The sequence below is a fragment of the Acinetobacter nosocomialis genome (assembly GCF_041021905.1).
Lineage (GTDB): Bacteria > Pseudomonadota > Gammaproteobacteria > Pseudomonadales > Moraxellaceae > Acinetobacter > Acinetobacter nosocomialis.
This window is the reverse complement of sequence record NZ_CP157432.1, coordinates 3,873,964-3,899,718: the sequence shown is the minus strand read 5'-3', so window position 1 is coordinate 3,899,718 and position 25,755 is coordinate 3,873,964. Positions and strand designations below refer to the sequence as shown.

At 40.3% G+C, this 25,755-nt stretch carries 26 protein-coding genes and 2 pseudogenes; 10 read left to right on the top strand and 18 right to left on the bottom strand.

The genetic code is table 11. The features are described from left to right. The first annotated feature begins 11 nt into the window (after window positions 1–11). Window positions 12–1,436, top strand: a pseudogene (locus ABLC00_RS18265) (PLP-dependent aminotransferase family protein). 2 nt (window positions 1,437–1,438) lie between these two features. Here the strand turns inward: ABLC00_RS18265 and ABLC00_RS18260 are convergent. The 8 genes from ABLC00_RS18260 to ABLC00_RS18225 form a co-directional block, all read right to left on the bottom strand. Further along, on the bottom strand, window positions 1,439–2,467 hold the full coding sequence (locus ABLC00_RS18260) for an NAD(P)-dependent alcohol dehydrogenase (protein WP_004885048.1): 1,029 nt from the start codon (window positions 2,465–2,467) through the stop codon (window positions 1,439–1,441). Between the two features lie 38 nt (window positions 2,468–2,505). Continuing rightward, a complete protein-coding gene (locus tag ABLC00_RS18255; protein WP_004711326.1) occupies window positions 2,506–3,066 on the bottom strand; it encodes a DNA-3-methyladenine glycosylase I in 561 nt (186 codons plus the stop codon). Between the two features lie 30 nt (window positions 3,067–3,096). Then, window positions 3,097–3,342: a hypothetical protein gene (locus tag ABLC00_RS18250; protein WP_001287365.1), complete on the bottom strand. Its 246-nt coding sequence runs from the start codon at window positions 3,340–3,342 to the stop codon at window positions 3,097–3,099. A 9-nt stretch (window positions 3,343–3,351) separates the two neighbouring features. Next, on the bottom strand, window positions 3,352–3,888 hold the full coding sequence (locus ABLC00_RS18245; RefSeq protein ID WP_017393109.1) for a M23 family metallopeptidase: 537 nt from the start codon (window positions 3,886–3,888) through the stop codon (window positions 3,352–3,354). Window positions 3,889–3,935: 47 nt separating this feature from the next. After that, complete coding sequence (mutY, locus tag ABLC00_RS18240; protein WP_004885042.1) at window positions 3,936–4,970, bottom strand: A/G-specific adenine glycosylase; 1,035 nt, start codon at window positions 4,968–4,970, stop codon at window positions 3,936–3,938. Between the two features lie 142 nt (window positions 4,971–5,112). Further along, window positions 5,113–5,475 carry an HIT family protein gene (locus ABLC00_RS18235; RefSeq protein WP_002053765.1) on the bottom strand — a complete coding sequence of 121 codons (363 nt, stop codon included), beginning with the start codon at window positions 5,473–5,475 and terminating at the stop codon, window positions 5,113–5,115. Window positions 5,476–5,662: 187 nt separating this feature from the next. Then, entirely contained in the window at window positions 5,663–6,400 is a 738-nt protein-coding gene (locus tag ABLC00_RS18230; protein ID WP_000100775.1) for a dienelactone hydrolase family protein, read from the bottom strand. 170 nt (window positions 6,401–6,570) lie between these two features. Further along, window positions 6,571–6,729, bottom strand: a complete 159-nt coding sequence (locus ABLC00_RS18225; RefSeq protein ID WP_002053759.1) for a DUF1328 domain-containing protein — start codon at window positions 6,727–6,729, stop codon at window positions 6,571–6,573. A 193-nt stretch (window positions 6,730–6,922) separates the two neighbouring features. On the opposite strand from ABLC00_RS18225, the gene ABLC00_RS18220 reads away from it, so the two are divergent. The 3 genes from ABLC00_RS18220 to ABLC00_RS18210 all read left to right on the top strand — a co-directional run bounded on the left by ABLC00_RS18220 (window position 6,923) and on the right by ABLC00_RS18210 (window position 10,034). Beyond that, window positions 6,923–7,381, top strand: coding sequence for a YcgN family cysteine cluster protein (locus ABLC00_RS18220; RefSeq protein WP_006581539.1), 459 nt, complete (start codon window positions 6,923–6,925; stop codon window positions 7,379–7,381). A gap of 109 nt (window positions 7,382–7,490) precedes the next feature. Then, on the top strand, window positions 7,491–8,663 hold the full coding sequence (locus ABLC00_RS18215; RefSeq protein ID WP_031944185.1) for a PQQ-dependent sugar dehydrogenase: 1,173 nt from the start codon (window positions 7,491–7,493) through the stop codon (window positions 8,661–8,663). Window positions 8,664–8,768: 105 nt separating this feature from the next. Then, a complete protein-coding gene (locus tag ABLC00_RS18210; RefSeq protein WP_023188047.1) occupies window positions 8,769–10,034 on the top strand; it encodes a replication-associated recombination protein A in 1,266 nt (421 codons plus the stop codon). Between the two features lie 16 nt (window positions 10,035–10,050). Here ABLC00_RS18210 and ABLC00_RS18205 read toward each other — a convergent pair whose 3' ends face one another. From ABLC00_RS18205 to dapA, 5 genes are all read right to left on the bottom strand, one after another. Further along, a complete protein-coding gene (locus ABLC00_RS18205) occupies window positions 10,051–10,887 on the bottom strand; it encodes a formate/nitrite transporter family protein (RefSeq protein WP_023188048.1) in 837 nt (278 codons plus the stop codon). Between the two features lie 298 nt (window positions 10,888–11,185). Then, the gene (locus tag ABLC00_RS18200; protein ID WP_031995861.1) at window positions 11,186–11,389 is read right to left on the bottom strand and encodes a hypothetical protein; all 204 of its coding nucleotides are present in this window, start codon (window positions 11,387–11,389) and stop codon (window positions 11,186–11,188) included. 194 nt (window positions 11,390–11,583) lie between these two features. After that, window positions 11,584–12,303, bottom strand: a complete 720-nt coding sequence (gene purC / locus ABLC00_RS18195) for a phosphoribosylaminoimidazolesuccinocarboxamide synthase (protein ID WP_000917863.1) — start codon at window positions 12,301–12,303, stop codon at window positions 11,584–11,586. Window positions 12,304–12,339: 36 nt separating this feature from the next. Next, window positions 12,340–12,939, bottom strand: a complete 600-nt coding sequence (locus ABLC00_RS18190) for a hypothetical protein (protein ID WP_002053789.1) — start codon at window positions 12,937–12,939, stop codon at window positions 12,340–12,342. Between the two features lie 15 nt (window positions 12,940–12,954). After that, window positions 12,955–13,848, bottom strand: coding sequence for a 4-hydroxy-tetrahydrodipicolinate synthase (gene dapA / locus ABLC00_RS18185; protein WP_002054045.1), 894 nt, complete (start codon window positions 13,846–13,848; stop codon window positions 12,955–12,957). Window positions 13,849–14,177: 329 nt separating this feature from the next. Here dapA and pncA point away from each other — a divergent pair, with 329 nt between their 5' ends. The 3 genes from pncA (at window position 14,178) to ABLC00_RS18170 (ending at window position 17,333) form a co-directional block, all read left to right on the top strand. Beyond that, window positions 14,178–14,822: a bifunctional nicotinamidase/pyrazinamidase gene (gene pncA, locus ABLC00_RS18180; RefSeq protein ID WP_006582415.1), complete on the top strand. Its 645-nt coding sequence runs from the start codon at window positions 14,178–14,180 to the stop codon at window positions 14,820–14,822. Window positions 14,823–14,876: 54 nt separating this feature from the next. After that, the gene (locus ABLC00_RS18175; protein ID WP_006582416.1) at window positions 14,877–15,815 is read left to right on the top strand and encodes a bile acid:sodium symporter family protein; all 939 of its coding nucleotides are present in this window, start codon (window positions 14,877–14,879) and stop codon (window positions 15,813–15,815) included. A 174-nt stretch (window positions 15,816–15,989) separates the two neighbouring features. Then, the gene (locus tag ABLC00_RS18170; RefSeq protein ID WP_348941011.1) at window positions 15,990–17,333 is read left to right on the top strand and encodes an MATE family efflux transporter; all 1,344 of its coding nucleotides are present in this window, start codon (window positions 15,990–15,992) and stop codon (window positions 17,331–17,333) included. A 20-nt stretch (window positions 17,334–17,353) separates the two neighbouring features. On the opposite strand, the pseudogene ABLC00_RS18165 reads toward ABLC00_RS18170, so the two are convergent. Further along, a pseudogene (locus ABLC00_RS18165) lies at window positions 17,354–17,825 on the bottom strand (DUF523 domain-containing protein). 522 nt (window positions 17,826–18,347) lie between these two features. On the opposite strand from ABLC00_RS18165, the gene hppD reads away from it, so the two are divergent. Beyond that, window positions 18,348–19,403 carry a 4-hydroxyphenylpyruvate dioxygenase gene (gene hppD, locus ABLC00_RS18160; protein WP_002053927.1) on the top strand — a complete coding sequence of 352 codons (1,056 nt, stop codon included), beginning with the start codon at window positions 18,348–18,350 and terminating at the stop codon, window positions 19,401–19,403. A 66-nt stretch (window positions 19,404–19,469) separates the two neighbouring features. Here hppD and ABLC00_RS18155 read toward each other — a convergent pair whose 3' ends face one another. The 4 genes from ABLC00_RS18155 to fahA all read right to left on the bottom strand — a co-directional run bounded on the left by ABLC00_RS18155 (window position 19,470) and on the right by fahA (window position 23,039). After that, window positions 19,470–20,249, bottom strand: a complete 780-nt coding sequence (locus ABLC00_RS18155) for an IclR family transcriptional regulator (RefSeq protein WP_004885016.1) — start codon at window positions 20,247–20,249, stop codon at window positions 19,470–19,472. A 298-nt stretch (window positions 20,250–20,547) separates the two neighbouring features. Further along, window positions 20,548–21,096, bottom strand: coding sequence for a VOC family protein (locus tag ABLC00_RS18150; RefSeq protein ID WP_004711359.1), 549 nt, complete (start codon window positions 21,094–21,096; stop codon window positions 20,548–20,550). A gap of 16 nt (window positions 21,097–21,112) precedes the next feature. After that, the gene (gene maiA, locus ABLC00_RS18145; protein ID WP_006581446.1) at window positions 21,113–21,745 is read right to left on the bottom strand and encodes a maleylacetoacetate isomerase; all 633 of its coding nucleotides are present in this window, start codon (window positions 21,743–21,745) and stop codon (window positions 21,113–21,115) included. After that, a complete protein-coding gene (gene fahA, locus ABLC00_RS18140) occupies window positions 21,732–23,039 on the bottom strand; it encodes a fumarylacetoacetase (protein ID WP_004711362.1) in 1,308 nt (435 codons plus the stop codon). Before fahA ends, maiA begins: the two co-directional genes overlap by 14 nt. A gap of 357 nt (window positions 23,040–23,396) precedes the next feature. On the opposite strand from fahA, the gene ABLC00_RS18135 reads away from it, so the two are divergent. Both ABLC00_RS18135 and ABLC00_RS18130 read left to right on the top strand, forming a co-directional pair. Continuing rightward, complete coding sequence (locus tag ABLC00_RS18135; RefSeq protein WP_006581444.1) at window positions 23,397–24,785, top strand: amino acid permease; 1,389 nt, start codon at window positions 23,397–23,399, stop codon at window positions 24,783–24,785. A 159-nt stretch (window positions 24,786–24,944) separates the two neighbouring features. Further along, the gene (locus ABLC00_RS18130; protein WP_006582419.1) at window positions 24,945–25,625 is read left to right on the top strand and encodes a D-Ala-D-Ala carboxypeptidase family metallohydrolase; all 681 of its coding nucleotides are present in this window, start codon (window positions 24,945–24,947) and stop codon (window positions 25,623–25,625) included. Window positions 25,626–25,755: the final 130 nt, after the last annotated feature.

Sequence of the window (25,755 nt, the reverse complement as noted above, 5' to 3'; positions counted from 1 at the left end):
AGCAGCACAGAATGACTTTCCAATATCAGGTTCTTGCCAATCAGTTAGCACACCGTATTTATCAAGATGAACTGAAACCTCATCAGAGGCTTATTTCCTTACGAGATTTTGCCCGTCAACATGGTATTAGCTTAAGTACCGCAAAAAGTTGCTATGAATTGCTTGAGGCGAGGGGGCTTATTTATGTAAAGCCGAAGTCAGGTTATTTTGTGGTTGCTCGCACCCCATCTAGCCCTATTCCGGATAGTCCGGATTTCTTATCTTTGCCTCGGCATGTCTCAAATCTGGAACTGCATAACCAAATTCAGGAAGCTGCCTTACAAAGCCACCTTGTACCTTTAGGATCGATTCAGTTAACGCCCCACTTTATTCCTGTAGAGGGGTTACGTCGTTCTATTCAACGTGCTTTAAAAAATTGTCAGCCTCAAGATTTTCTTTAATGTAATAAACAAGGCCATGAACAATTAAGAAAAGCGCTATCTGATCATTGGCGTGAAGATGGTATTTATATCGCTCCGGAAGATATTTTTATTACCAATGGCTGTATGCCGGCTTTGTCTTTAATAATTCAGAAACTCACTGAAGTGGGCGATAGTATTCTTATACCTACACCCACCTACAATGGTCATTTACAGTTATTAGCAAGTTTAAAACGACAAATTGTTGAGATTCCGGCAGATCATCGTGGCATTGATCTTGAGCACTTAGAGTCTTTAATGCAGCAAGGTTTGGTGAAGGTTTGCTTAATGACAGCCAACTATCAAAATCCATTGGGATATTGTTTTAGTAATGCAGAGAAACAGAAGATTGCTGAGTTAGCTGCAAAGTATCAGTGTTTTATTATTGAAGACGATATTTTTGGTGAATGTGGCTACAGTAGTGAGCGGCCATTACCCATTCGATATTGGGACCGTGAAGGTTATGTGGTTTGGTGTGGTTCGGTTTCTAAGTCCTTGTCGAGCGCATATCGGGTAGGGTGGTTTTGTTTAACAACAAAGCTAGAACATTTAAAACTTGAACTGCTGGTAAGTAATATTGGCGTGAATACACCCTTGCAGTTAGGTCTAGCTGATTTTATTTATAGTCGTGGTTATCGAGAGCATTTAGAGCAGTTAAGACCCAACTTGATGCGACAAGTCGAAGAATACCGTAGCTGTATTTTAAAAGCTTTTGAAGGTATACCAATTGCATTGAGCCAGCCCGAAGGCGGATATGCATTATGGATACAGTTACCTAAGAGTGTAGATAGTTTAGCGCTCTATTACACTGCTCAAGCTCAGGGAATTACGGTGGTACCGGGTCATGTTTTTGGTGAGGATGAACGCTATCGACATTTCATTCGTTTAAACGCAGGCCATGAGTTAACTGCCGATGTCCGCCAAGCAATTATGAGCTTGGCAGACTGGTCGCGACAACAGATGAAAACAGTGAGTTAGTTTTATTCTGCAAAGTCTGCTTTAAGCACAATACGGTAGCGTGCCTGACCTGAGTGTAGACGTTCAATTGCTTCATTGAGCTGTGACATTGGAAATAGCTCAATTTGAGGGGCAATTTTTTTGCGTGCGGCAAACTTTAAAAGTTGGCGTAGAGCAGCAGGTGAACCAGTAGGTGAGCCTGTTACTGATTTGGCACCATCAATAAGTGAGCCGACAGAAACAGGAACAGGTTCTAAAGTCAGCCCTAAGAAGTGCAACGAACCGTTTGGTGCTAACGTAGAAATAAAAGCTCGCCAATTTAAAGTCACATTTACGGTACTCAGCAATAAATCAAATTTACCTTTTTGAGCTTTTACCGCTTCTGTATCGCGGCTATTTACTACATGGTCGGCTCCCATTGCTTTGAGTTCTTCAGTTTTATCTGGGTTAGAACTAAAAGCAGTGATTTCACAGCCCCAAGCTTTGAGTAGCTTAATGGCGATATGACCTAAACCGCCAATACCAATCACACCCACATGATGCGTTGCTTGTATTTTGTGTTTGAGGAGTGGGTCAAAAACGGTAATTCCGCCGCAAAGTAGGGGACCAGCACTTTCAGCATCTAAATCATCTGGAAGGGGAATGGCCCATTGCCAGCCTGCACGGACTTTATCGGCAAAGCCACCTGCATGACCCACGATTGTTGCGACATTTTCGCCCGTACAAAGAACTTGCTGACCGCCAATACATTCATCACACGCTTGGCAACTTTCAGCAGTCCAGCCAATACCAACACGTTGCCCAATTTGTAAACCTTTGGCTTCTGAACCCAAAGCTACAATTCTTCCAATAATTTCATGGCCTGCAACTACGGGGTAGACGGTTGAGCGCCACTCATTGTTCAGAACTGAAATATCGGAATGACACAAACCACAGTATTCAACTTTTACTTCAACCTGATGTGGTTGTAATTCACCTGCATCAAATTGGTAAGGAACCAGTTTTTCACCTGCCTGCATTGCTGCATAAGCCTGAATCGTATTATTGCTCATCGGAAACTCCTTAAGCGGATTTGAACCGTTCTGGTGGGTTATGAAGCTTTAAATTGACAATCGTTTTCATGATCATTGACCATACCCACTGCCTGCATAAACGCATAGCAGGTGGTTGGACCAACAAATTTGAAACCATTTTTTTTAAGCGTTTTAGATAGCTTTACACTGAGCTCAGTTTGAGCAGGGGCCTTACGATAATCTATAACATCATTGTGCTGAGGAGTGGCATCTACAAACTGCCAAAGCCATGCAGGAACATCACCAACTTGGGCTTTAAGGGCTTGCCAAGCAATCGCATTATCGCGAATGGCTTTGAGTTTGCCTAAGTGACGAATTAAGCCTGCATCGGATAGTTTTTTTTCTAAAAAGTCATCCGTAAATGCGGCAATGTCAGCAATAGGATGATTAAAAAAGTGCTGGCGGTAGCTTTCTCTTTTTTTGAGTACGGTAATCCAAGATAGACCTGCTTGTTGCCCTTCAAGACAGAGCATTTCAAATAATCGGGCTTCGTTGTGTTCTGGTTTGCCCCATTCTTCATCATGGTAAGCAATATAGAGTGGATCGTTGGAACACCATCCGCAGCGTTGAATTTTCATGATGATGCTCCTTATATTTATCTTAGTATTTTAGAGTTTGAATGGTACCCATTCATTTGGGCGAGTATCCCAATAATATAGTTCGGCTTGGGTTAAGTCTTCAAACTTTAGCCAAAAATCTTTGCCGACTTTATCTGAAAAACCGGTACTGATCAGTAGGGCATCATCGCTGATTTCCATGATCCAGCCTTGATAGCTATTGCCATTTAGAATGATCTTTTGCTGGTTGCCAGACTCGGCAAACTCTACTAAGCGATTGATCAGCGCTTCCGACATAAAATGTTCCTAGCGTAAATATGAATAAGGATTAACAGCACCACGACCTTTACCATCTAAGTAAAGACCATAATGAAGATGAGGTGAAGTATAACGTGCATTTCCCGTATTGCCGACATAGCCAATCAGATCGCCCTTTTTGACATAGTCACCCACGTTTAAGCCACGTTTATGTCCATCAAGATGAGCATAATAATGCCATGTTCCTGCCGGGCCTAAAATCCAGATGACTTTGCCACCGAGGTTATTATTACGAAGATCTGCCACCAGCCCTTCGGTTGTACTGTACACTTTGGTTCCACGTGGAGCCAAAATATCAATTCCTTCGTGGCTACGACCCTGACTCCGAGCAGCGCCCCATGTGTCTTTTAACTCATCTCGATCGACACCTTTTACCGGAACAGGAAGCCGACTTGGAAGCTGCATACTCTTGAGTTTGCTAACTTGGGCTGGTGAAAGCGGAGCAGGCTTTTTAGGCGCACTGGCACAGGCTGCTAATAGAATAATGAGAAAACCAAGTGAGAGATGGGAAACTAAACGTCGCACAAAATACTCCCTGTCACAGCCATATCAAAATTATTTTGCTCACTATGTCATGAACGGCTTGTCGAGATCAATTTTTTCATAGCAGTTGGAACACCTTTAGCGACAGCTTGTTCCGGACTCAGCCATTGGCCTTCAAGTTCAATCGCCAGATGTTCTTTCTGATCAGGTTCCACGTGGAACACATGAGCATTAAGTAACCATGTGAAGTGAGTAAAGCTATGACTGATCTGAAAGGTTTGTGCTTGAGGTTGTAGTTTAAATTGCTGACTTAATTTTAAGCGTTCATGTTCATTTTCTAAAATAGGTAAACAAAATAAACCGCCCCATAGACCATGAGCTTGGCGTTGCTGCCAGAACCATTCATCTTCGCACTGAATAATAAGAACATCTGCCGTTTTAACAGGCGGTGTTTTTTTCGGTTTTTTAAAAGGTAATTCTTGTTCTAAACCTTGCTGATAAGCCTGACAATGAGATTGCATTGGACAATATAAACAAAGAGGCTTTTTAGGTGTGCAGATGGTTGCACCCAAGTCCATAATCGCTTGTGTGTAGTCATGGTTGCGTTGGGTTGGGCATAGCTCTTCAGCGAGTTTCCACATTTCACGTTCGTGTTGTGGCTTGCTTAAGTCATCCTCAATGGCAAAGAAACGAGCTAAAACGCGTTTCACATTGCCATCCATAATCACGCCGTACTGACGTAAACCTAAAGACATAAGCGCGCCTGCGGTCGAGCGACCAATGCCGGGTAGTGCAATCCATTCTTCTAGGGTTTCAGGAAATTTGCCTTGCTGTGCTACAAGTCTGGCAGCTTTATGCAAATTGCGTGCACGAGCGTAATAGCCAAGACCTGCCCAAAAAGGGGCTACTTCATCCCAAGTTGCATGGCCTAAAGCTTCTACAGTTGGGAAGCGCTCCATAAAGCGATCAAAATATTGCAGAACTGTTTTTACCTGAGTTTGCTGTAACATAATTTCAGAAACCCAGACTTTGTATGGATCATCTGCGACTTGCCAAGGCAAATCATGACGACCATGTTGATCGAACCAGTTTAAGAGGGCATCAGAAAAAGAAAATTCAGGCATGAACAGCTATAGAAGAAAAGTAAGGGTTAAATTATAGCTGAAATTTGGGTTAAGTTTTGTTTAAAGCAAGCAATCAGAACGAGCCTGTTAAAACAGAGACTACTTTAAAACGAGTAGTCTCTGCTTCAAGCATAAAAAAGGATTAATCCTCTTTTACGCCCCAACGTTGATCAAGTTTCAACGGTTGGTTTTTATAGTAAGGAATGACATGAATATGGAAATGGTCAGAAGTTTGTCCAAACACTTCACCATCATTAAAGCCAATATGGAAACCAGCTGGTTGATGACGAAGCTGTGTTTCATGACGGGCAATTTCAAGAAGTGTCAGTAAGCTTTCATGCTCTTTAGAGGTAATGTCAAAAAACGAACTTACATGGCGCAGTGGAGTCACTACACAGTGGCCTTTAGACAACGGATTTGGGTCAGGTAAAATTACAGCAAATTCATTCTTATCAATGATGTCATATTCATCAAAATTGCAATACGGACATTTCTTGTCAGTCATTGTTGTATCCTCTCATGTTATTCCATTAAACCCCGAGTGCGGGAAATAAGACTAGGCTTTGCTCTAGCTCAACGGGAGTATAGTTATTGAAGTATGGTTTAAAAAATACAGGAAAAATATTGCAAAGTCATAAAGATTTAAGGGAGCAAATGCGAAAAAAGAACCATTTGCTCCAAATTTGCTTCTTTTATTTTAAAGTACGTTCTAATAAAGCGTACATTTTAGCAAGGCCTTGTTTTTCCGCTTCGCTGTTGTAGCCAAGATCTACGCCGTTCGCTTTAGCTCTTTCATCTGCAAGCGGGTTACTAAAGCCATGTTTAGCATCCTTTAAAACCACTACCTCATGTTTAACCTCAGCAGCTTGCATCTCTTTTTCAAAATTAGCAACATCTTCTAAGGTGACCATGCTGTCTAGTTCACCATGTAGAACCAATACCTCACCTTGAATGTTGCCTTTTTGAGCAGGTGCCTTAGGAGTTAATGTACCATGGAATGTCGCTGTTGCTTTGAGGGGAGCACCTGAGCGAGCTAAATCGAGTACCACTTTGCCGCCATAGCAAAAACCTACTGCTGCAAGTTTTTCACTATTCACTTCCGGTTGAGCAGCTAAAGTTTGAAGCCCTGCATTAGCGCGGTCAGTCACCGTGTCTAACTCTTCAAATGTCTGCATCATCCATTCGTAAGCTTGAGCAGCAGTCGTCGTCACTTTTTTATCGCCATACATATCAATTGCAAGTGCAGCATAGCCGTGTTCAGCAAGTTCACGCGCACGTTGTTCAGTGTATTCGTTACGTCCCCACCACTCAGGACCAATAATGACACCAGGTACAGGGGTCTCACTTTCTGGAGCTGCAAAGTAACCAATTAAATGGCTGCCATCTGGTGCAGTGTATTGAATTTCACGGGTTTTAATTGCTGTACTCATGACATTAATCCTGAAATTTAGCTTGGTTTAAATACACTTGATTAAAGCATAAAAAATAAAAGCTATATAAATAACTATGTAAAAATCTACATCAAAAGAAAAACATAGAAACATTTGGGCAATAAAAAAGAAGGAACAGGTTCCTTCTTTTTTATATGGTCATAATTAAATTAGGTTCGGCCTCGCGAAATAAAACCAATAACAGCGAGAATTACAGCCACAACTAATAAAATCACGGCAAAGTCTTTAGATAACCCTGCAACACCACCAAACCCTAATAGACTGGCAATGAGTGCAATCACTGCAAAAATTATTGCCCAACGGAACATATGCTGTCCTCCTTATTTTTCATTGTGTTTTTACTATATAGCGTGTTTTTTACACGGAATGTGTCGTTTATGTGGTTGAAATGTATATTAAACAATCATTTTGTGATGCTAAAAATACGGTTTCTTTCCTTAAGCAGAGATTACTTCAATGCTATAATCTGAGTTTGCTTTATGTATATAGCTGTTAAAACCTATGTCTACCGAGACCTCACTTCGTCCATTGTTTTGGAAAAATTATACGCTTGAGCAGCTTACACAGCCTGAGTGGGAAGCTTTGTGTGATGGGTGTGGTTTATGTTGTCTGGTCAAGCTAGAAGATGAAGATACCCATGAAGTAGCTTACACCAAGGTAGCGTGTAAATTGCTGGATTGCTCTACCGGACGTTGTTCAGACTATTCAAATCGTCAGCAGCAAGTTCCTGACTGTTTACAGTTGACGCCGGAAAGCTTAAAAACCATACACTGGTTACCATCGAGCTGTGCCTATAAACGGTTGAATGAAGGTAAGAATTTACCTTCTTGGCACTATTTAAATACGGGTACGAGACAAAGCGTGGTTAAGGCGAAAAAGTCGGTTGCAGGACGATGTATTCCTGAAACTGATGTACATGAAGATGACCTAGAAGATTATGTGGTGCGTTGGGTGCGTTAATATGCTCCCGATGGGCATTTTTAATTACAGCGTATAATAAAGTAACATTTTAATCGTAAAGTTTTTAACTATCTCCGTTATATAAAAATAAAAGCAAAAGGAGATAAAAATGATGAAACGACTAGCAGCCCCCTTATTATGTAGTAGTTTCTTCTTGTTAATGGCCTGCGGGTCTAATAATACTAATTCAAAAAGTCCTGAACAAAATACAACTGCAAAAACAGAGCAAACTAGTGGTGCCAAACAAGTTTATCAGGTCGAGGCAGTCGCACATTTTAATGAGCCTTGGGCAATTACCACTTTGCCGGACCAACGTTTATTAGTTACTGAACGGCAAGGTAAATTAAAAATTTTTAATCCCCAAAATAAAAAAGTACAAGATGTTCAGGATGTTCCAGCGGTGAACTATGGTGGCCAAGGTGGTTTAGGAGATGTCGCTTTGCATCCAGATTTTGCCGAAAATCACTGGATATATCTCAGTTATGCGGCCAAAGGGCAGGGTGGATCTGGTGCGGTGATTTCACGTGCAAAATTAGATTTATCTAACCCTAATCAGCCAAAACTTAAGTATATAAAGCAGATTTGGCAGCAAGTACCTAAAGTTTCAGGACAGGGCCATTATGGGCATCGTATGCTTTTTGGCGCAGATGGTAAGCTTTGGGTCAGTTCAGGTGAGCGCCAAAAGTTTGACCCTGCCCAAGACATGAAAAGTAATTTGGGTAAAATTCTACGTTTAAATGATGACGGTTCAGCAGCTGTAGGTAACCCTTTTTATAAGCAAGGCGGTGTTACTGCTGAAATATGGTCACTTGGACACCGTAATCCCTTAGGCATGGCCTTTGACCGCCAAGGACAGCTATGGGTGGTTGAGATGGGGCCTAAAGGTGGTGATGAGCTTAATATCATCGTTAAAGGCGAAAACTATGGGTATCCGGTTGTTTCAAATGGCGACCATTATTCAGGTCAGCCTATTCCAGATCATAACACTCGCCCAGAGTTTAAAGCACCCGAGATAGACTGGACTCCTGTAATCTCACCGTCGAGCTTAATTATTTATCGCGGGCAACAATTTCCGGCATGGCAAAATAAAGCCTTAATTGGTGGGTTGTCTTCACAAGCCATTGTAGTTGTAGATTTAGAGCATAAGCCCGTAAAAGAAGTGCAAAGATTAGAGATGAAGCAACGTATTCGTGGGTTACATGAAGCACAAGACGGTTCAATTTGGATAATTGAAGATGGCCCCAATGCTCGCTTACTCAAGCTGAGTAAGAAACTCTCTTAAGGCCTTGAGTTAGCCTATAAATAAAGGATGGGTCTCATAGATTCAAATTGTAGATTTCTGTGAGACACAATAGACTATAGTGAAAAGACGATAAAGCTATTTGAGATGTCAGACACCCATATTCCACTTCCTGAACGCCTGCGCCCGAGAGACTTGTCTGAAATTATTGGGCAAGATCATTTGTTAGGTGAACATGCACCCTTACGTCAAATGATTGATCAGGGACATTTGCCTTCTATTATTTTTTGGGGACCTCCAGGCGTTGGTAAAACGACAATTGCTTTGCTTTTAGCTCAGGCGATAGATCGTCCATTTGTAAGCTTATCTGCGCTGAATACGGGCGTAAAAGAATTACGTGAAGTGATTGCAGAAAGTGGTGATTTACTAACACCTGTAGTTTTTATTGACGAAATCCATCGCTTTAATAAATCACAGCAAGATGCATTATTAGGTGCCGTAGAAAAAGGTAAAATCACCTTAATAGGTGCGACCACTGAAAATCCGTCTTTTGAAGTCAATAGTGCGCTTTTATCGCGCTGTCAGGTTTATACTTTAAACAGTTTAGACAGTGAAGCAATTCAGACCTTACTCAACAACGCACTTCAAGCAGATAAATTCTTAAAAGAACGCTACATTCACATTGAAGAGTACGATGCTCTTTTACAGTTTGCGGCAGGTGATGCCCGTAAAGCACTTAATTTACTAGACTTAATTGCAAGTACATTTGAGCCAGAAGTTGAAAATACCATTACCAATGCAGTGGTTGTAAAAGTCGCTCAGCAAAATATTGCGCGTTATGACAAATCGGGTGAACAGCATTACGACCTCGTTTCTGCTTTTATTAAATCGATTCGTGGTAGTGATCCAGATGCTGCTTTGTACTGGATGGCGCGGATGCTTAAAGGCGGGGAAGATCCGGTTTTTATTGCAAGACGTATGCTGATTGCTGCCTCAGAAGATATTGGGAACTCGAATCCAAATGCGCTATTGCTTGCAGGTGAATGTTTCCGCTCGGTACAGGCGGTGGGTATGCCTGAGGCGCGAATTATTTTGGGTCAAACCGCGGTTTACCTAGCAACCAGCGCGAAAAGTAACAGTACTTACCTCGCGATTAATAAGGCCTTAGAACTTGCTGAGAAAACGGCAAATTTACCAGTACCTTTACACTTGAGAAATGCGCCGACCAAGCTGATGAAACAGCAAGGTTATGGAATTAATTATCTCTATCCTCATGACTACCCAGAGCACTTTGTACTGCAAGACTACTTACCACCTGAGTTGAAGGGAATCAAACTCTATGAGTCGGCGAGAAACAAGCGTGAAGTTGAAGGTGAGCGCCTCCAGCAACGCCGATGGCAGCAGGAGCAATAGTTTCTATTGCTTCTTGCTAATCCAATTCTTCAGTGACCTGACCGTAAATCAGTAGCGTGAATACGCCTGTACCACCAATAATGTTTCCAATGGTGGTTGGGATCAGGAAATTAAACAGATATTCACCAAGAGAAGCTTCTCCTTGCCAGACCAAATAGGACATTTCGGTAGAGCCAACGACCACATGGGTAAAGTCGCCTAGTCCTATTAAATAAGTCATGAAAAAGATGACTAGGAATTTATTGCTGACTGAAGGCAGCATCCACACCAATGCGGCAATTAAAAGTCCCGACATAACCCCTTTAAGCAGGTTCTGGATTGCAGAAAAAGATGCAACATGATGCGCCAGCTCATCTAGTGCTTTATCAATGTCTGGAGTAAACAGGTCTGTGGTCAGGAAAAATAAACTCGCCAAAGCTGTTCCAATGATATTGCATAGAATCACAATTCCCCATAAACGGCCCACAGCTCGTAATTTGTCCAAACTAAAAGGCTTAAATAAGGGCACAACTGTAGTAATGGTATTTTCGGTAAAAAGTTGCATGTGGCCCAAAATAGCAATCAGGAACCCAATGGTATAACCAAAATTGGTGATTAAATCGGTCCAGATGGCATCAGTTGGGATATAAGAAGCAATAATCGCTTTAAATACAAATGAGAAGCTAATGACCAAACCAGCAGCAATTCCTGAAAAGATCAGTGCAGCTGTTGGGCGATCCAGTTCTTCCGCACCATCACGACGGATAATTTCATAGACTAAACGGGGTGACAGTTTCTCGTGTTCTTCTACTGCCATTTTTTCACGCCAGCTTAAGGTTTGCTCGACCTTTTTTTCCTCTATTTCATGATCCATCAGATTTGCTCCTCACTGAATAAATATTTTTTACTTATTATTTTTATTCATTGTTAAGGCAGCATTCGGGATAAATCTAGTTTATTCCTACCAGCTTTATGTGTCTTTTTATAAATTGAAGGGTACGGCAGTAAGCAAAATAATATACGGATGAACGTAATTAACCAGATAAGACCATTAAGTATAAAAAGAGATTAAGAGTATCGTATGGCAAGACTATTTACCGCCCGAGTGAAAGGCGAGCGTTCTCTATAAACTAGTTAGGTTTGAGATTGAGCGCTTACAGCAACGCAGAGAATTAAAGGAATGTATATGTTCTCAATGTACGTATAAGTTTCATATAATCACCTTGAGAAGCTTCAGAAATAACCGTTTCTACTTCAGCTTGGCTCCAACCTTGTTTCAAAGCAGAGTCGCTAAAATTAGATAAAATCACTAATGGGTTTTCACCAAAATGTATCGAGTGATTCATTAATTTCTTTTCAGGCTTAAATAGTTTCATTGGATTCACCATACTTTAAATTTAATTATTGTGATGCAATTAATGTTTTTTTAGATTTTAGTGCTTTGTTTTTAGATTGTGCAAGTCATAATTTAATTAAATATACAAATCTGTCTACTTTCCTTAAATTCCTAGGGTACTGCAAATAAAAAAACCGAGCTGAAATGCCCGGTTTTTTTAATGAAGCTGATGAATTAGATGTCAGATAAATCTACGCCTAAACGAGCAGCAACTTCTTCATAAGCTTCAACAACACCGCCTAAACCTTGACGGAAACGGTCTTTGTCGAGTTTCTTCTTAGTATCTTTATCCCATAAACGGCAACCGTCTGGAGAGAATTCATCACCAAGTACGATACGGTCATGGAAAACACCAAATTCAAGTTTGAAGTCCACCAAAATCATGTTGCCTTCAGCAAATAATGCTTTTAATACATCATTTACTTTATAAGTTAACACTTTCATTTGTTCTAACTGTTCAGCAGTCGCCCAACCTAAAGCAATCGCTTGAGATTCGTTAACCATTGGATCGCCTAGGCCATCATCTTTGTAGAACAATTCAAATGTAGGAGGAGTAAGCTCTTTACCTTCTTCTACACCTAAACGACGGCATAAAGAACCAGCTGCGTAGTTACGGATTACACATTCAACAGGAATCATTTGAAGTTTTTTAACAAGAACTTCAGTTGGAGAAAGCAATTTTTCAAAATGCGTTTCGATACCTGCTTCAGCAAGCTTTTCCATGATGAAGGCGTTAAAACGGTTGTTCACCTTGCCTTTACGATCTAGTTGTTCGATTTTTTCGCCATTGAACGCAGAGGCATCATCACGAAAGACTAAAATCAGATGGTCGGCATTGTCTGTTTCATATACAGATTTTGCTTTACCAGTATAGAGCAAGGTTTGTTTTAACATGAGGGAACCTTTTAAAAAAAAATGCCTAGTAAACGACTAGGCTGGCCAATTTTGGTAAATCTGGTTTAACACTTCCGCAGCAACATCAGGGCTTGCAAAAGTGTTGTCTGGATTAAAGAGAGCAAGGCTATGACTAGAGCCAACACCAGTCAGTTTAAGCACATAAGTTTTGTCATTTACTTTAATCGTCGCTTGATTACTGCCTTGAGCGATAACATTGTAATTTAACGTGCTTAAGGTTGCTTTGGTGTATTGCCAAATCTCGGCAGTACTTCCATCAATTTTTAACAGTGGATTCTTATTACCATCTGTTACAAGTTGAGGGCGACTAAGCGCGCTACCTGATTGAGCAGATGTATCTGCTGTATCAGCTTGGGTTTGTTCAGGACGTGGCAATGCAAAACGGTTGCCACGCTTGTTTTCAAACTTCGGCGCATGATCGATAGCGAGCTGGTCTACTGTTGGTGCAGGATACAAAGGAGTCGCTGGTCGTACAGTTGCATCGGCAGGGTACTCAAGCGGGGCGAGTTGCTTTGCTTTTTTATAATCTAAAGAGTGATTATTGAGTGCGAAGCGACCACAGCCAGCTAAACTTAAGGCTGAAACTGCAAGGACTAAACCAAGACGTAATTGCATCATAAATTGCTCTTATTAAATAATTCCCGCATCTTTTAGGGCATTGCGGAGAGGTTCGCGATATTGCTCAGCGAGAGGAGTGAGTGGTAAACGAATACCAGTATCAATCAGTCCCATCTCATGTAGTGCCCATTTCACAGGAATTGGGTTTGATTCGCAAAATAGAATATTGTGTAAATTTGCAATCTTATTGTTAAGCGTCTTCGCTTGTGGCTCATCTTTAGCAATTGCAACCGCGCATACTTCACTCATTGCCTTAGGTGCAATGTTTGCAGTAACCGAGATATTACCGTCTGCGCCAAGAAGCATAAGTTCCCATGCAGTTTCATCGTCACCTGAGTAAACAGCCATTTTGCCGTTTAAAGCTTCAATTAAGGCTTTACCACGAGGTACGTCACCTGTAGCGTCTTTAATACCCACAATGTTAGGAATCTCTGCTAAACGTACTGCTGTATCGTTTGACAAGTCTACGCCTGTGCGACCAGGTACGTTATAGAGAATAAGAGGTAATTCAACAGCTTCAGCAACAGCCTTGTAGTGCTGGTAAAGGCCTTCTTGGGTTGGTTTGTTATAGTATGGCGTTACAAGTAAAGCTGCATCAGCACCGAGGTCTTTAGCAGCTTTAGTTAATTCGATTGCTTCACGGGTTGAGTTTGCACCAGTACCGGCAATAATTGGAATACGTTTATTGGCTACACGAATAATTTCTTTAATAACCTGTGTGTGCTCTTCCATGCTCAATGTTGAGGCTTCGCCGGTTGTACCGACGGCTACAATACTGTTTGTACCTTGTTCTATGTGCCACTCAACCAGCTTCTCAAGACCCTTCCAATCTACACCGCCATCTTTCAACATGGGAGTGACAATTGCGACGATTGAGCCTTGAATGGTCTGTGCTTGCTGAGTCATTTTAAAAAATATCCTATTTATCCATCCGAATCTGAGGTAAGAAAAACAAAATGTGGGATGGTTGCAGTATTTTGATTGTCCAGTTCTAACAATAACAGATTGTTGAATGACAATTATGCAAATTATGACTGATCAGACGCATAAGAACAATATGCTTAACTGATAAACCCTATGTAAACTTGAGCGAAACATAGAATGCCAATTTGATCATTTCAAATAAAAGACAGTAAAGATGACAATATGGTGCAATTCTTCCAGTTTCTACTTAACACTGTCTTTTTTATGGCAAGATAAAATGCATATTTCTCCCGAATGGGACTTAAGATGGCATGAAAATGAATAAACAACCACAAAATGCGGCTTTAGTCGTAGTTGATGTACAAAATGGTTTTACGCCAGGTGGGAACTTAGCAGTTGCCGACGCCGATACAATTATTCCAACTATTAACCAATTGGCGGGTTGTTTTGAAAATGTAATTCTTACACAAGACTGGCATCCAGATAATCATATTTCTTTTGCAGCTAACCACTCGGGTAAGCAGCCATTTGAAACTATTGAACTTGACTATGGACCACAAGTGCTTTGGCCTAAGCATTGTGTACAAGGCACGCATGATGCCGAGTTTCATCCGGATTTAAATATCCCGTCAGCTCAACTGATTATCCGAAAAGGTTTTCATGCTCATATTGATAGTTACTCGGCTTTTGTGGAAGCAGACCACGCCACAATGACGGGTTTAACGGGTTACTTAAAAGAGCGCGGCATTGATACGGTTTATGTGGTCGGTATAGCTACAGACTTTTGTGTCGCATGGACTGCTTTAGATGCCATTCAACTAGGCTTTAAAACTTTAGTGATTGAAGATGCCTGTAAAGGCATTAATCTCAATGGCTCTTTAGAGCAGGCATGGCAAGCCATGCAGCAGCAAGGTGTTGTCCGTATTCAATCAACTGACTTGTTGAGTGAATGCTAGAGATAGTGTCCATGTTGTTTGGGCTTTAATTGCAATTTGATATGGATGAACAGCATGTCTGCATTATTACGTTTTACTCACTTTGTTCAGAAAACGTTTGCTTTATGGGTCATCGTTTTTGCGGCATTGGCACTCTGGCAACCCGAGTTTTTTGTCTGGCTTAAAGCTTATATTCCATGGATCTTGGGCATTATTATGCTTGGCATGGGAATGACCATGACCGTTGATGATTTTAAAGGAGTACTACAAAGCCCTAAAGCCGTGTTAATTGGGGTTGTCGCGCAGTTTGTGGTGATGCCTGGTTTGGCATTTGTTCTGTGTAAATTATTTAATTTGCCTCCTGAAATTGCAGTCGGCGTTATTTTGGTAGGTTGTTGCCCAGGCGGAACAGCTTCAAACGTAATTACCTATATGGCTAAAGGCAATGTGGCTTTATCGGTCGCTTGTACATCGGTATCAACACTTTTAGCTCCTGTATTAACGCCTGCAATTTTCTATCTGCTTGCCAGCCAATGGTTAAAGATTGATGCAGCTTCGATGTTTATTTCAATTTTGCAGGTGGTGCTACTTCCGATTGTGATTGGTCTGATTTTACGAACTTGGCTTAAACGTCAGGTCGAATCTTATATTCAAGTCATGCCTTTAGTTTCAGTGATTGCAATTGTTGCGATTGTGGCAGCTATTATTGGTGGCAGTAAAGCAGCTATTTTACAGTCGGGTTTGCTCATTTTGGCGGTAGTGATATTACATAATGGGCTTGGTTATTTATTAGGTTTTACTGCAGCGCGTTTCTTTAAATTGCCTTATGCAGACAGTAAAGCAATTGCGGTAGAAGTCGGTATGCAAAACTCAGGCTTAGGCGTAGCGCTTGCGGCAGTGCATTTTGCGGCTTCTCCGATTACAGCAGTACCGAGTGCTATTTTCAGTCTTTGGCATAATATTTCGGGCCCGGCGCTTGCAACTTATTGGGCAAGTAAACACAAACAGGAATAACTGTATACAACACACATTAAAAAGAGGCCAAACGAATAGTTTGGCTTTTTTATTTAAAGAACATTTTAGGGAGAGCTGAATTTAGAACTGGTATGTCTTTTGCTTTGAATTGATGCATTAAAAATAACGTGAATATCAACATAAATCGCAAAGAAAAAGATAAGGCTTTTTTTGATGAACCAGATTTTTAAATTATTTATACCCATGCTTTCTAGCAATTTAATTGTAGTTTTAAGTGGATTGGTTGATATTGCGTATGTAGGGCATTTTAGCAATGACCATGTCGCCGCATTATCGGTAACCTTATCTTTATATACAGTGATTTATGTCATTGGGATGGGGATTCTGCAAGGTGTGATACTCAAGCTTTCAGAAGCATATGGTTGCCATGATTTACCGCGTATACGTCAGATTTTTATTCAAGGCATTTGGCTAATGTTATGTTCGGCATTGATCAGTATTGGCCTGCTTTACGTATTCCGTGATTTACCAAAATTATTTGGTGCATCTGAACATGTCGTTTCAATTACTAAAAACTGTATTTGGGCTTTGGTATTTATTTTACCTGCGCATTTACTGATGCGTTTATTTACAGCTTTGTCTCAGGTTACTGAAAATGCACACAAGGTTTTATTATCAGATAGTCTTTTCTTCATTCTTAAAATTATTTTGTCCTATCTTTTAATTTATGGTGTTGCTTCATTTTCAATTCCGCCACTCGGTGCGATAGGAGCTTTATTAGCCACTATTATTGTTCGGTGGTTTATGTTGGCTGTTTATTACCTGTTTTTCTTGGAGAAAGGATACATCTTTATTGAACATCCAGAGCGGTCGGTTGAAGATAGCCGACAAAGTCTGCGTATGATTTTAAAAATAGGGATACCTACCGCGATCATGGCGTTGATGGATGTTGTTGCATTTTGTTCGGTTGCTATTTTAATTTTGCCTTTCGGGAGGGTGGTGTCTGCAGCCCATCAAATTGTCGCGAGTACGGGCGGCTTCATGTTTATTTTTCCTTCCTCAATTGCCTCGGCTTATAGCATTTTGGTGTCGAGGTCTATGGGCAGCGGGAACATGGACGAAGCAAACAAAATTGCCAGACAAAGTATATGGGTAATTATGGCAGTGAGTGGCAGTCTGTCCCTGTGTTTATGGTTGGAGCGGGACTTAATTGTCACGTTCTATTCAGATGATTTGGCTGTACAGATTTTGGCAGCATCACTGCTGTTGATTGTCTGCATGTCTCATTTTCTAGATGGCTTAATGTCTTTACTAACCTCTTTGCTGCGTTGTTGGGATGTGTCGATTTTACCCATGCTGATTTTTTTAGTCGTGGTGCTATGTTTCGGATTGGGTGGTGGTTGGTGGATGGCTTATAAAGGGCTGCACTGGGGGAGTCACTCGATTTCTGCAATGGGAATTTATGGTTTTTGGAGTATGGCAGTCATAAGCTATTTAGTAGCTTGTGTATTGAGTGCTTTCTGTTTCCGTTTTAGAAAGCAATTAAGAGGTTTTTGATTAGGTAAATCAACACAACCTTAAAGAGGATGTGTTGTTAACCATTCTTCAATCTCATTTTCAGAAATTACTTCAAAGCCATGGCGCTGTAACAGTGCTGTGGTAATCCCCACACCTGTAATTCTCTCACCTTGAAAAGTACCGTTATAAATTTTTTGGCTACCGCAAGACGGACTATTTTCTTTTAAAACCACGCAAGTTGCTTGTATTTGCCGTGCAATTTCTAAAGTACGGTAGGCGCCTTTTAAATATAGCTCGGTTACATCTAAACCAGATGAATCCGCGATTTTTGCCTTGCCATCAAGTACATCTTGACCTGTTCCCTCCCACAATTTCTGCGGGTAGACGAGGGGTGCTAAATCCACCTAATAACTCTGGGCAAAGTGCATGGGCTTTTTTATTTAAAAATAACTGCTGAAGCGTTGTGTGCAAGCAAGAGCGCCCATCGTAGCGTACAGGCTCCCCAATTAAACAGGCACTGATTAAAAGCATGGGTTTTCCGTCATTAGAACTTTAAAAGCCATGTGAGTGTACCCAATGATTTATAAAATATGAAATCTAAAACAAGTACAAACAAATGGCGTAATTTGATTAATAAATTACACAATTCATAATTAAATTATGTATTGCATAATTTAATTGTTTTTAGTAGCATCTGTTTTAAGGTAAATGGCCATTGGAGGACCAACAAGGATGTTGGCCTCCATAAATCTAGGAATGACTTTAGGAAAAGACGATTTTTAAAGGATTATTGAAAAATCTCAATCGTACTTTTAGATAAGAAAGGACAGTGTGTATGGAAAACAAAGACCATATAGAAGGGAAATTAATCATCGGCTTTGCGCTCATTCAATCTTCGTTTTAGTTATTGGTTTTTTTCTCATAGGATGCGTTGGGCTAAGGCATTTTGACGGTTCAAACACTCTCCCAGCAAATACGTATTCTATAGAGAAAGGAGCTGACCAGATCAGCATGAGAAGTAAACGGATCAGGTAATTACCAGAGGGAAACTAGATGGATATTTTAGAGAACCCATTAGAATTATGCGGTTTTGCATTTATTGAGTTTGTTTCAAAAGAAAATGAATTAGATCCAATTTTTGAAACAATCGGCTTTTCAAAAGTAGCCAAGCATAAATCGAAAAAAGCGTACTTATGGCGTCAAGGAAATATCAATATTATCCTGAATTATCAGCCAGAATCTTATGCTTCATTCTTTTTTAATGAGCATGGTCCATCTGCTTGCGCAATGGGATTCAAAACTCGTGATGCGGCAAAAGCTTTTAAAAAGGCTGTTGAACTTGGTGCAGAACCAATGTATTCGAATGTTGGGCCAATGGAGCTTAACATTCCGGCAATTAAAGGTATTGGTGGCATGCCAATCTTCTTGGTTGACCGCGACATTTATGAAAATGACTTTATTTTCTTTGATGATACCCAGCGTAACCCTGAAGGTGCGGGCTTAAAAGAAATTGACCACTTAACTCATAACGTCTACAAAGGCCGTATGGAGTACTGGGCGAACTTCTATGAGAAGATTTTTAACTTCCAAGAAATTCGTTACTTCGACATTAAAGGTGAATATACAGGTTTAACATCTAAAGCATTAACTGCTCCAGATGGCATGATCCGTATTCCTTTAAATGAAGATTCAGACAAAGGTAACGGCCAAATTGCAGAATTCTTAGCTGATTTTAATGGCGAAGGTATTCAGCATATTGCATTTATTTGTGATGACTTAATTTCGACTTGGGATAAGTTAAAAGGCTTGGGTCTGCAATTTATGACTCCACCGCCAAACACGTATTATGAAATGTTGGAAGATCGCTTACCTGAGCATGGCGAACCGACTGATGAATTAAAACAGCGCGGTATTTTGCTTGATGGTAATACTAAAGATGGTCAGAAGAAGCTTTTATTGCAAATCTTCTCTCAAAATATGATTGGGCCAGTTTTCTTCGAATTTATTCAACGTAAAGATGACGATGGTTTTGGTGAAGGTAACTTCAAGGCATTGTTTGAATCGATTGAACGTGACCAAATCCGCCGTGGTGTTCTCGAAGCAAAATAAGTTTTGCTTTGTCTCTAATCTAAAAAAACCAAGAGCAATGCTCTTGGTTTTTTTATAGCTATTGATTTAGCGGCTTTTAATGTATTGATTAATCGAATTAATCTCATTTTTAAGTGTTTCAATAATTTTACTTTGTGGGTCAACGGGTAAAAACATTTCGCTATCAAGCGCCACAATACAAAACTCAATCCCTTGGTTTGAGTTAAATACCGGCAGACCTACAGCGTTAATACCCGTAAGTAAATCACCTTTAGCCGCAGACATTTGTTGCTGGCGAATCGTCTCTTTAAGTTCTAAAAACTCTTCCCAATTATGTGGTGCAATGTTTAGCCCAAGTTCTTGATGTTTTTGCCATTCAGCTTCTAGTAATGGACGAATAAAATGCTCCGGAAGGTAAGAAGCAAATAAACGTCCTGCAGCAGAATTGACTAAAGGCATAATTGAACCGACTTTGGTCACAATCGAAATAGGGTGATTAGATTCAATAGATTGAACCACCACAGGGCCTTTTGGCGACCACTTACTAATTTGAATGCCACAGCCAATTTTGCTTTGTAGGTCGTAAATTAGATGTTGTACCAACTGTAAAGTGTCACTGTGCTGAATGCAGTTTAAGCCTAAACGCCATGCCTGATCGCCTAGAGCATATTGACCGTCTTCAAGCTGTTTGGCGTAATCCATGCGAATTAAGCTCACCAAATAACGGTGTACTTTGGCAGGATGCATCTCAAGCTTACTCGATAAGTCTTTGAGAATAATCGGTTGATTGTGCTCTAAAAGGGCATTTAGTACGGATAAGCCAACTTCAAGTGATTGAACCCCCCCAGATATTTTTTCTTCAATCATTTAAATACCCTTAATCGATTTACTTCAGCAGTTAAACAGTTATGTATAAACATAAATTGGAATTGATGCGATTTACATCATGCCTGAGCCTATAGAAAAATAGAAATCACCTTTTTCTATTAGCGAAATTCACATGTTTAATAATCAACAATTCTTACAAATACCTTCATCTTTCATTTATAGCGTAAATTGAGAGAAGTTTAGTAGATTTAAACAATATAAATCGGCATTGATATAGAACAGTTCATTCAAACTATTCCCACCAATGCCGACTTTTGAAACAATTGCTTTGAAAGAATTATGCGCCTAATTCTTCTTCATGCAAGAAATGAGTATGGTGTGGAGCACGTTTGGTTTTGCTCCATTCATCTAACATTTCAGTTTTCATTTCTTCAGTAATTTTTGCAATTTTCTCTTCAGCATGTACATCGTTATAAGTCAGTTCTAAACGATGGCCATTTGGGTCAAAGAAATAAATTGAATGGAAGATACCATGGTTGGTAATACCTAGCACTTTAACGCCGTTGTCTTCCAAATGTTTTTTGGCAGCTAAAAGGGCATTTAAATCTTCAACTTCAAAGGCAATATGTTGTACCCATTGAGGCGTGTTTTCATCTCGGCCCATTTCTGGTTGGGTTGGTAATTCAAAAAATGCCAAAACGTTGCCCTGACCAGCATCTAGGAATAAATGCATATAAGGGTCGAAGGCTTTCGTTGAAGGTACATGGTCTTCAGCAAAAGCTAAGATAAAGTCCATGTTGAGCATTTTTTTATACCACTCAACAGTTTCTTTCGCATCCTTACAGCGATATGCAACGTGATGTATTTTTTTAATGGCAAATGTCATGTTGAAACTCCTTTTACTATTCCCAATCTGGTTGTTGTTCTGGCGCCGCGTTATAGAAGGCTGGGATAGACAAACAATGTTGATAAATTGATTCAATTTTTGGAAACGCAGATAAATCTATCTTGAAGCGTTTCGCGTTATAGACCTGTGGAATGAGGCAGCAATCGGCAATCGTTGCTTCGTGCCCAAAGCAAAACTGTCCATTTGAATCTTGAAGTTGCTGTTCGAGCGTTTGAAAACCTTCAAGAATCCAGTGCTGATACCAGTAATTTTTTTGTTCGTCCGAAACATTTAAGTCATTTTTTAAATATTTCAGCACACGTAAGTTATTTAACGGATGAATATCACAGGCAATTGCCTGTGCAAAAGCACGGATTTTGGCTCTCTCTTTCACATCATTTGGGAGTAATTTGGTTTCCGGATATTGTTCATCTAGATATTCCAAAATACTTAATGACTGTGACAAAGTTAAATCGCCATCTACTAAAGTTGGCACTAAGGCACTGCGATTTAACTTTAAATAGTCTTCACTTTGCTGCTCGTTTTTAACCAAATGAACTGGTGCAGTTTCATAAGCGAGATTTTTAAGGTTGAGGCCAATCCGTACTCTGTAAGCTGCAGAGCTACGAAAGTAACTATACAGCTTCATAGTCTGGCTCCGAAGTTTCTGCAAAATCGAAATTTAATGCAGGAAGTACCGTATTCCGAACTTCACCAAAGCCAACACGAATACCATTTTTCTCACAGTGTCCTTTCATAATGAGCGTATCACCGTCTTGTAAGAAACCACGAGTTTCACCATTCGCAAGTGTTAACGGTTTGGTGGTGTTCCACGTCAGCTCAAGCAAGCTACCATAAGAGTCAGGTGTAGAACCTGAAATAGTCCCTGAACCCATTAAATCGCCGACCTGAACGTTACAACCAGCAATCGTGTGGTGAGTCAGCTGCTGAGCCATAGACCAATACATATATTTGAAATTGGTTTTACAGATCACATCAGTTTGTGCTGAATTTGGGCTTTGAATTTCAACACTCAAATTAATGTCGTAACTATTCGCTATATTTTCTTGTAAGTAAGCGAGAGGCTTCGGTTCTTGTTTTGGCCCTTCAACTTTAAATGGCTCAAGTGCTTCAAGTGTAACCACCCAAGGTGAAATCGAGCTTGCAAATGTTTTAGCGTTGAAAGGTCCAAGTGGAACATATTCCCATTGCTGGATATCGCGTGCTGACCAGTCATTTAGCAAAACCATGCCAAAAATATGATCCCATGCATCTTCAATTGCAATTGGCTGGCCTAATTGAGTTGGTTTGCCCACAATAAATGCAGTCTCAAGTTCAAAATCGAGTTTGCGAGTTGCTGAGAAAACCGGACGTTCTTCATTTGGAAGCTTAATCTGACCAGAAGGGCGTACGACGTGAGTTCCACTGACCACAACAGAGCTAGCACGGCCGTTATAACCAACAGGCAACTCGCTCCAGTTTGGAAGCAAAGCATTTTTAGGGTCACGGAACATACAGCCCACATTAGTTGCATGTTCTTTAGAAGAATAAAAATCGGTATAGCCTGGAACTTGGACAGGCAAATGTAAAGTCACGCTGTCTTGCTTAACTAAAACTTCCTGACGTAATGCTTCATTTTCTTGAAGCGTTGAGTTTTCAACTGAAAGAAGAGACTGTAGCGTTTTACGAACTTTAGACCAGTTGGCTTTGCCAGATTCAATAAATTTATTGAGTGTAGATTGGTTAAAGTATGTGTCTTGATCTGAAAGTTTTAAAAGACCATGCTTTTCAAGAGCAGCGAGATCAATCACCCAATCACCGATAGCTACACCGACCTGACGCTCGCCTTCGGCTGTTCTACTAAAAATACCATAAGGCAAATTATGAATAGTGAAATCAGATTGAGGTGAAACTTCAATAAAAGAGTTTAGTTTTTGTTCCATTTTCGCTTCCTTGTCTTCATCTCGCGTCTTATACAAATAAAAGTTCGGTCTAGGGACTGAGCTACTCAGTAAGTTTTAACCTTTATTGAGGTCATTTTTTACTTATGAGTTTGATAGAGACCGAGAACAACCAATTACTTCATGGTTCTTATAATACTGAATTCATCAAATTACGCAATACATAATTTGATTACACATTGCATAATAATTGTTATTTCTTGCATTTTCTGTTTTCATGCGCGGTTGTGAGAAAAGTAACGCAATTATTTTTTCATCAATCCCTATGAAAATCTGATCAATTTATGATATACGTAATTTATTGGAAAAAAATTACGTGACAAGGATGAGAATAATCATATGTCAACACAAGAGCAAGGAAACCTGAAACACGGTTTAAGTAATCGTCACATCCAGCTGATTGCATTGGGTGGAGCGATTGGTACAGGGCTGTTTCTTGGTATATCACAATCGATTAAATTGGCAGGTCCATCGGTAATCTTGGGTTATGCGATTGCCGGATTTATTGCTTTTTTAATGATGCGCCAGCTCGGTGAAATGGTGGTCGAAGAGCCAGTAAGTGGTTCGTTTAGTCATTTTGCTTATAAATATTGGGGACCTTTTGCAGGCTTCATGTCAGGATGGAACTACTGGGTACTCAACGTACTGGTATGTATGGCAGAGTTAAGTGCAATTGGTCTTTATATTCAATATTGGTGGCCGCAAATCCCAACGTGGGCATCCGCTCTAACGTTCTTTATTCTCATTAATGGTATTAATTTGCTGCATGTTAAGTTTTTTGGCGAAATGGAATTTTGGTTTTCCATTGTCAAAATCTTAGCTATTTTAGCTATGATCGGTTTCGGCTCGTATTTACTTGCAACCGGTACAGCAGGGCCACAGGCCAGCATTTCAAACCTTTGGGCATTGGGTGGTTTCTTCCCATTTGGCATTAAAGGTTTGGTCATGGCAATGGCGGTCATTATTTTTGCTTTTGGTGGGATCGAGCTTTTTGGTATTACTGCGGCAGAAGCACGAGACCCAGATAAAACTTTACCTAAAGCGGTAAACCAGATTATCTATCGTATTTTGATTTTCTATATTGCGACGCTTCTTGTTTTATTCTCATTATTTCCTTGGAATCAAATGGCACAAGGTGGCAGCCCTTTTGTAATGGTGTTTGCTTCTTTAGACAGCCAAGGTGTTGCAACTTTACTCAACTTCGTGATTTTGACTGCTGCGGTTTCGGTCTATAACGGCACAAGTTATTGCAGTAGCCGTATGTTGCTCGGCCTTGCTCAGCAAGGAAATGCTCCAAAAGTATTTGCTCGTATTAATAAACGCGGTATTCCAACCAATGCAGTGATCCTTTCTGCGGCAGTCACTATTTTATGTGTATTGTTAAATTACATTTTCCCTGAAAAAGCGTTTGGCTTACTCATGATGCTTGTTGTAGCAGCGATTGTGATTAACTGGGTCGTAATTTCATGGACACATTTAAAATTCCGTAAATTCATGATGCGCCAAGGTCAAACCACTAAATTCCCAAGCTTTATGTATCCATTTAGCAACTACCTTTGCATGGTGTTTATGCTTGGAATTTTAGTTGTAATGTCGCTAACACCAGATATGCGTGTTGCGGTTATGATGATTCCGGGATGGATTTTGTGTTTGATGGTGGCTTATCAGTTTAAACGCCGTAAGTTAAAGGCTGAGCAGCCTGTACATGCTCTAGAAGCAGATGTGTAATTAGACCTTAATTAGGAACGAAAAGGGACGTATCGTATACGTCCTTTTTTATTTTTAAAATTTACAACAGAAATTAAAGGACTTTATAATTGTTATATTATAATATCTCTTGAATGAATAACTAAGGCTTCCCGATGTTGAGGGAGGAACAACATATTTATGAAATATTCCTATTTAGGTTTACTCTTACTTTCTCTGACTGCGTGTACCACTCAAACACCTAAGCCAACCGTTTCTAAACATCCTCACTCTTTGCCTCAGCCATCTAAAACGGTAGTAAGAATAAAACAACAACCCGAAGATTATATTGCCTGGATTGCAACCGCAGATCATGCGCAGTCTGTACAAGCTTATAAGCAATTTCTTAATCAAAAAGGGCTTACCAATTTAGTTCCAGATTATGAGTTATTGCGTTCAGCTCGTGACTGGCAAAAATGTGGAGTGGAGCCTTATGCCGTGCCACCACGCGAGATTTGGTCCAATATTGTACCAACGCTTAGTATCTTAAAAGCATTGGTTGACGATGGTGTAATTAACGATTTTGAAGTGACATCGGCCTATCGAGCTTTATCTTTAAACCGCTGTGCAGGTGGGGCGGATGCTTCCCGACATGTCTTTAATGCAGCGCTTGATTTTCGAATTGGACCAGAACAGCCTAACGACTTAGACCAGTTCAATATTCAACAAACCAAAACTAAACTTTGTCAGTTCTGGGAAACCAAAGGACAAGCACTTAACATGGGTCTTGGTGTTTATGCCTCGGGACAAATTCATATTGATAGCCAAGGATTCCGTTCATGGGGACCTGACCATCACTATAGAACCTCGATTTGTCAGTGACTATAAAAGCAGTTTTTTCAAAGATTAAGTAAATTGGCTTAGATAAAACTGGAATAAAAACTTGATCAATAGTTATGTTATAACATAACATTAATAGGGTTTAGAAATAGGTTACGCCTGTGATCTGGCC

Excerpts from the sequence above, each read along its gene's own strand:
- ABLC00_RS18260 (WP_004885048.1), bottom strand. The coding sequence starts at position 2,467 with ATGAGCAATAATACGATTCAGGCTTATGCAGCAATGCAGGCAGGTGAA.
- ABLC00_RS18255 (WP_004711326.1), bottom strand. The coding sequence starts at position 3,066 with ATGAAAATTCAACGCTGCGGATGGTGTTCCAACGATCCACTCTATATT.
- ABLC00_RS18250 (WP_001287365.1), bottom strand. The coding sequence starts at position 3,342 with ATGTCGGAAGCGCTGATCAATCGCTTAGTAGAGTTTGCCGAGTCTGGC.
- mutY (WP_004885042.1), bottom strand. The coding sequence starts at position 4,970 with ATGCCTGAATTTTCTTTTTCTGATGCCCTCTTAAACTGGTTCGATCAA.
- ABLC00_RS18235 (WP_002053765.1), bottom strand. The coding sequence starts at position 5,475 with ATGACTGACAAGAAATGTCCGTATTGCAATTTTGATGAATATGACATC.
- ABLC00_RS18230 (WP_000100775.1), bottom strand. The coding sequence starts at position 6,400 with ATGAGTACAGCAATTAAAACCCGTGAAATTCAATACACTGCACCAGAT.
- ABLC00_RS18225 (WP_002053759.1), bottom strand. The coding sequence starts at position 6,729 with ATGTTCCGTTGGGCAATAATTTTTGCAGTGATTGCACTCATTGCCAGT.
- ABLC00_RS18220 (WP_006581539.1), top strand. The coding sequence starts at position 6,923 with ATGTCTACCGAGACCTCACTTCGTCCATTGTTTTGGAAAAATTATACG.
- ABLC00_RS18215 (WP_031944185.1), top strand. The coding sequence starts at position 7,491 with ATGATGAAACGACTAGCAGCCCCCTTATTATGTAGTAGTTTCTTCTTG.
- ABLC00_RS18210 (WP_023188047.1), top strand. The coding sequence starts at position 8,769 with ATGTCAGACACCCATATTCCACTTCCTGAACGCCTGCGCCCGAGAGAC.
- ABLC00_RS18205 (WP_023188048.1), bottom strand. The coding sequence starts at position 10,887 with ATGGATCATGAAATAGAGGAAAAAAAGGTCGAGCAAACCTTAAGCTGG.
- ABLC00_RS18200 (WP_031995861.1), bottom strand. The coding sequence starts at position 11,389 with ATGAAACTATTTAAGCCTGAAAAGAAATTAATGAATCACTCGATACAT.
- purC (WP_000917863.1), bottom strand. The coding sequence starts at position 12,303 with ATGTTAAAACAAACCTTGCTCTATACTGGTAAAGCAAAATCTGTATAT.
- ABLC00_RS18190 (WP_002053789.1), bottom strand. The coding sequence starts at position 12,939 with ATGCAATTACGTCTTGGTTTAGTCCTTGCAGTTTCAGCCTTAAGTTTA.
- dapA (WP_002054045.1), bottom strand. The coding sequence starts at position 13,848 with ATGACTCAGCAAGCACAGACCATTCAAGGCTCAATCGTCGCAATTGTC.
- pncA (WP_006582415.1), top strand. The coding sequence starts at position 14,178 with ATGAAAATGAATAAACAACCACAAAATGCGGCTTTAGTCGTAGTTGAT.
- ABLC00_RS18175 (WP_006582416.1), top strand. The coding sequence starts at position 14,877 with ATGTCTGCATTATTACGTTTTACTCACTTTGTTCAGAAAACGTTTGCT.
- ABLC00_RS18170 (WP_348941011.1), top strand. The coding sequence starts at position 15,990 with ATGAACCAGATTTTTAAATTATTTATACCCATGCTTTCTAGCAATTTA.
- hppD (WP_002053927.1), top strand. The coding sequence starts at position 18,348 with ATGGATATTTTAGAGAACCCATTAGAATTATGCGGTTTTGCATTTATT.
- ABLC00_RS18155 (WP_004885016.1), bottom strand. The coding sequence starts at position 20,249 with ATGATTGAAGAAAAAATATCTGGGGGGGTTCAATCACTTGAAGTTGGC.
- ABLC00_RS18150 (WP_004711359.1), bottom strand. The coding sequence starts at position 21,096 with ATGACATTTGCCATTAAAAAAATACATCACGTTGCATATCGCTGTAAG.
- maiA (WP_006581446.1), bottom strand. The coding sequence starts at position 21,745 with ATGAAGCTGTATAGTTACTTTCGTAGCTCTGCAGCTTACAGAGTACGG.
- fahA (WP_004711362.1), bottom strand. The coding sequence starts at position 23,039 with ATGGAACAAAAACTAAACTCTTTTATTGAAGTTTCACCTCAATCTGAT.
- ABLC00_RS18135 (WP_006581444.1), top strand. The coding sequence starts at position 23,397 with ATGTCAACACAAGAGCAAGGAAACCTGAAACACGGTTTAAGTAATCGT.
- ABLC00_RS18130 (WP_006582419.1), top strand. The coding sequence starts at position 24,945 with ATGAAATATTCCTATTTAGGTTTACTCTTACTTTCTCTGACTGCGTGT.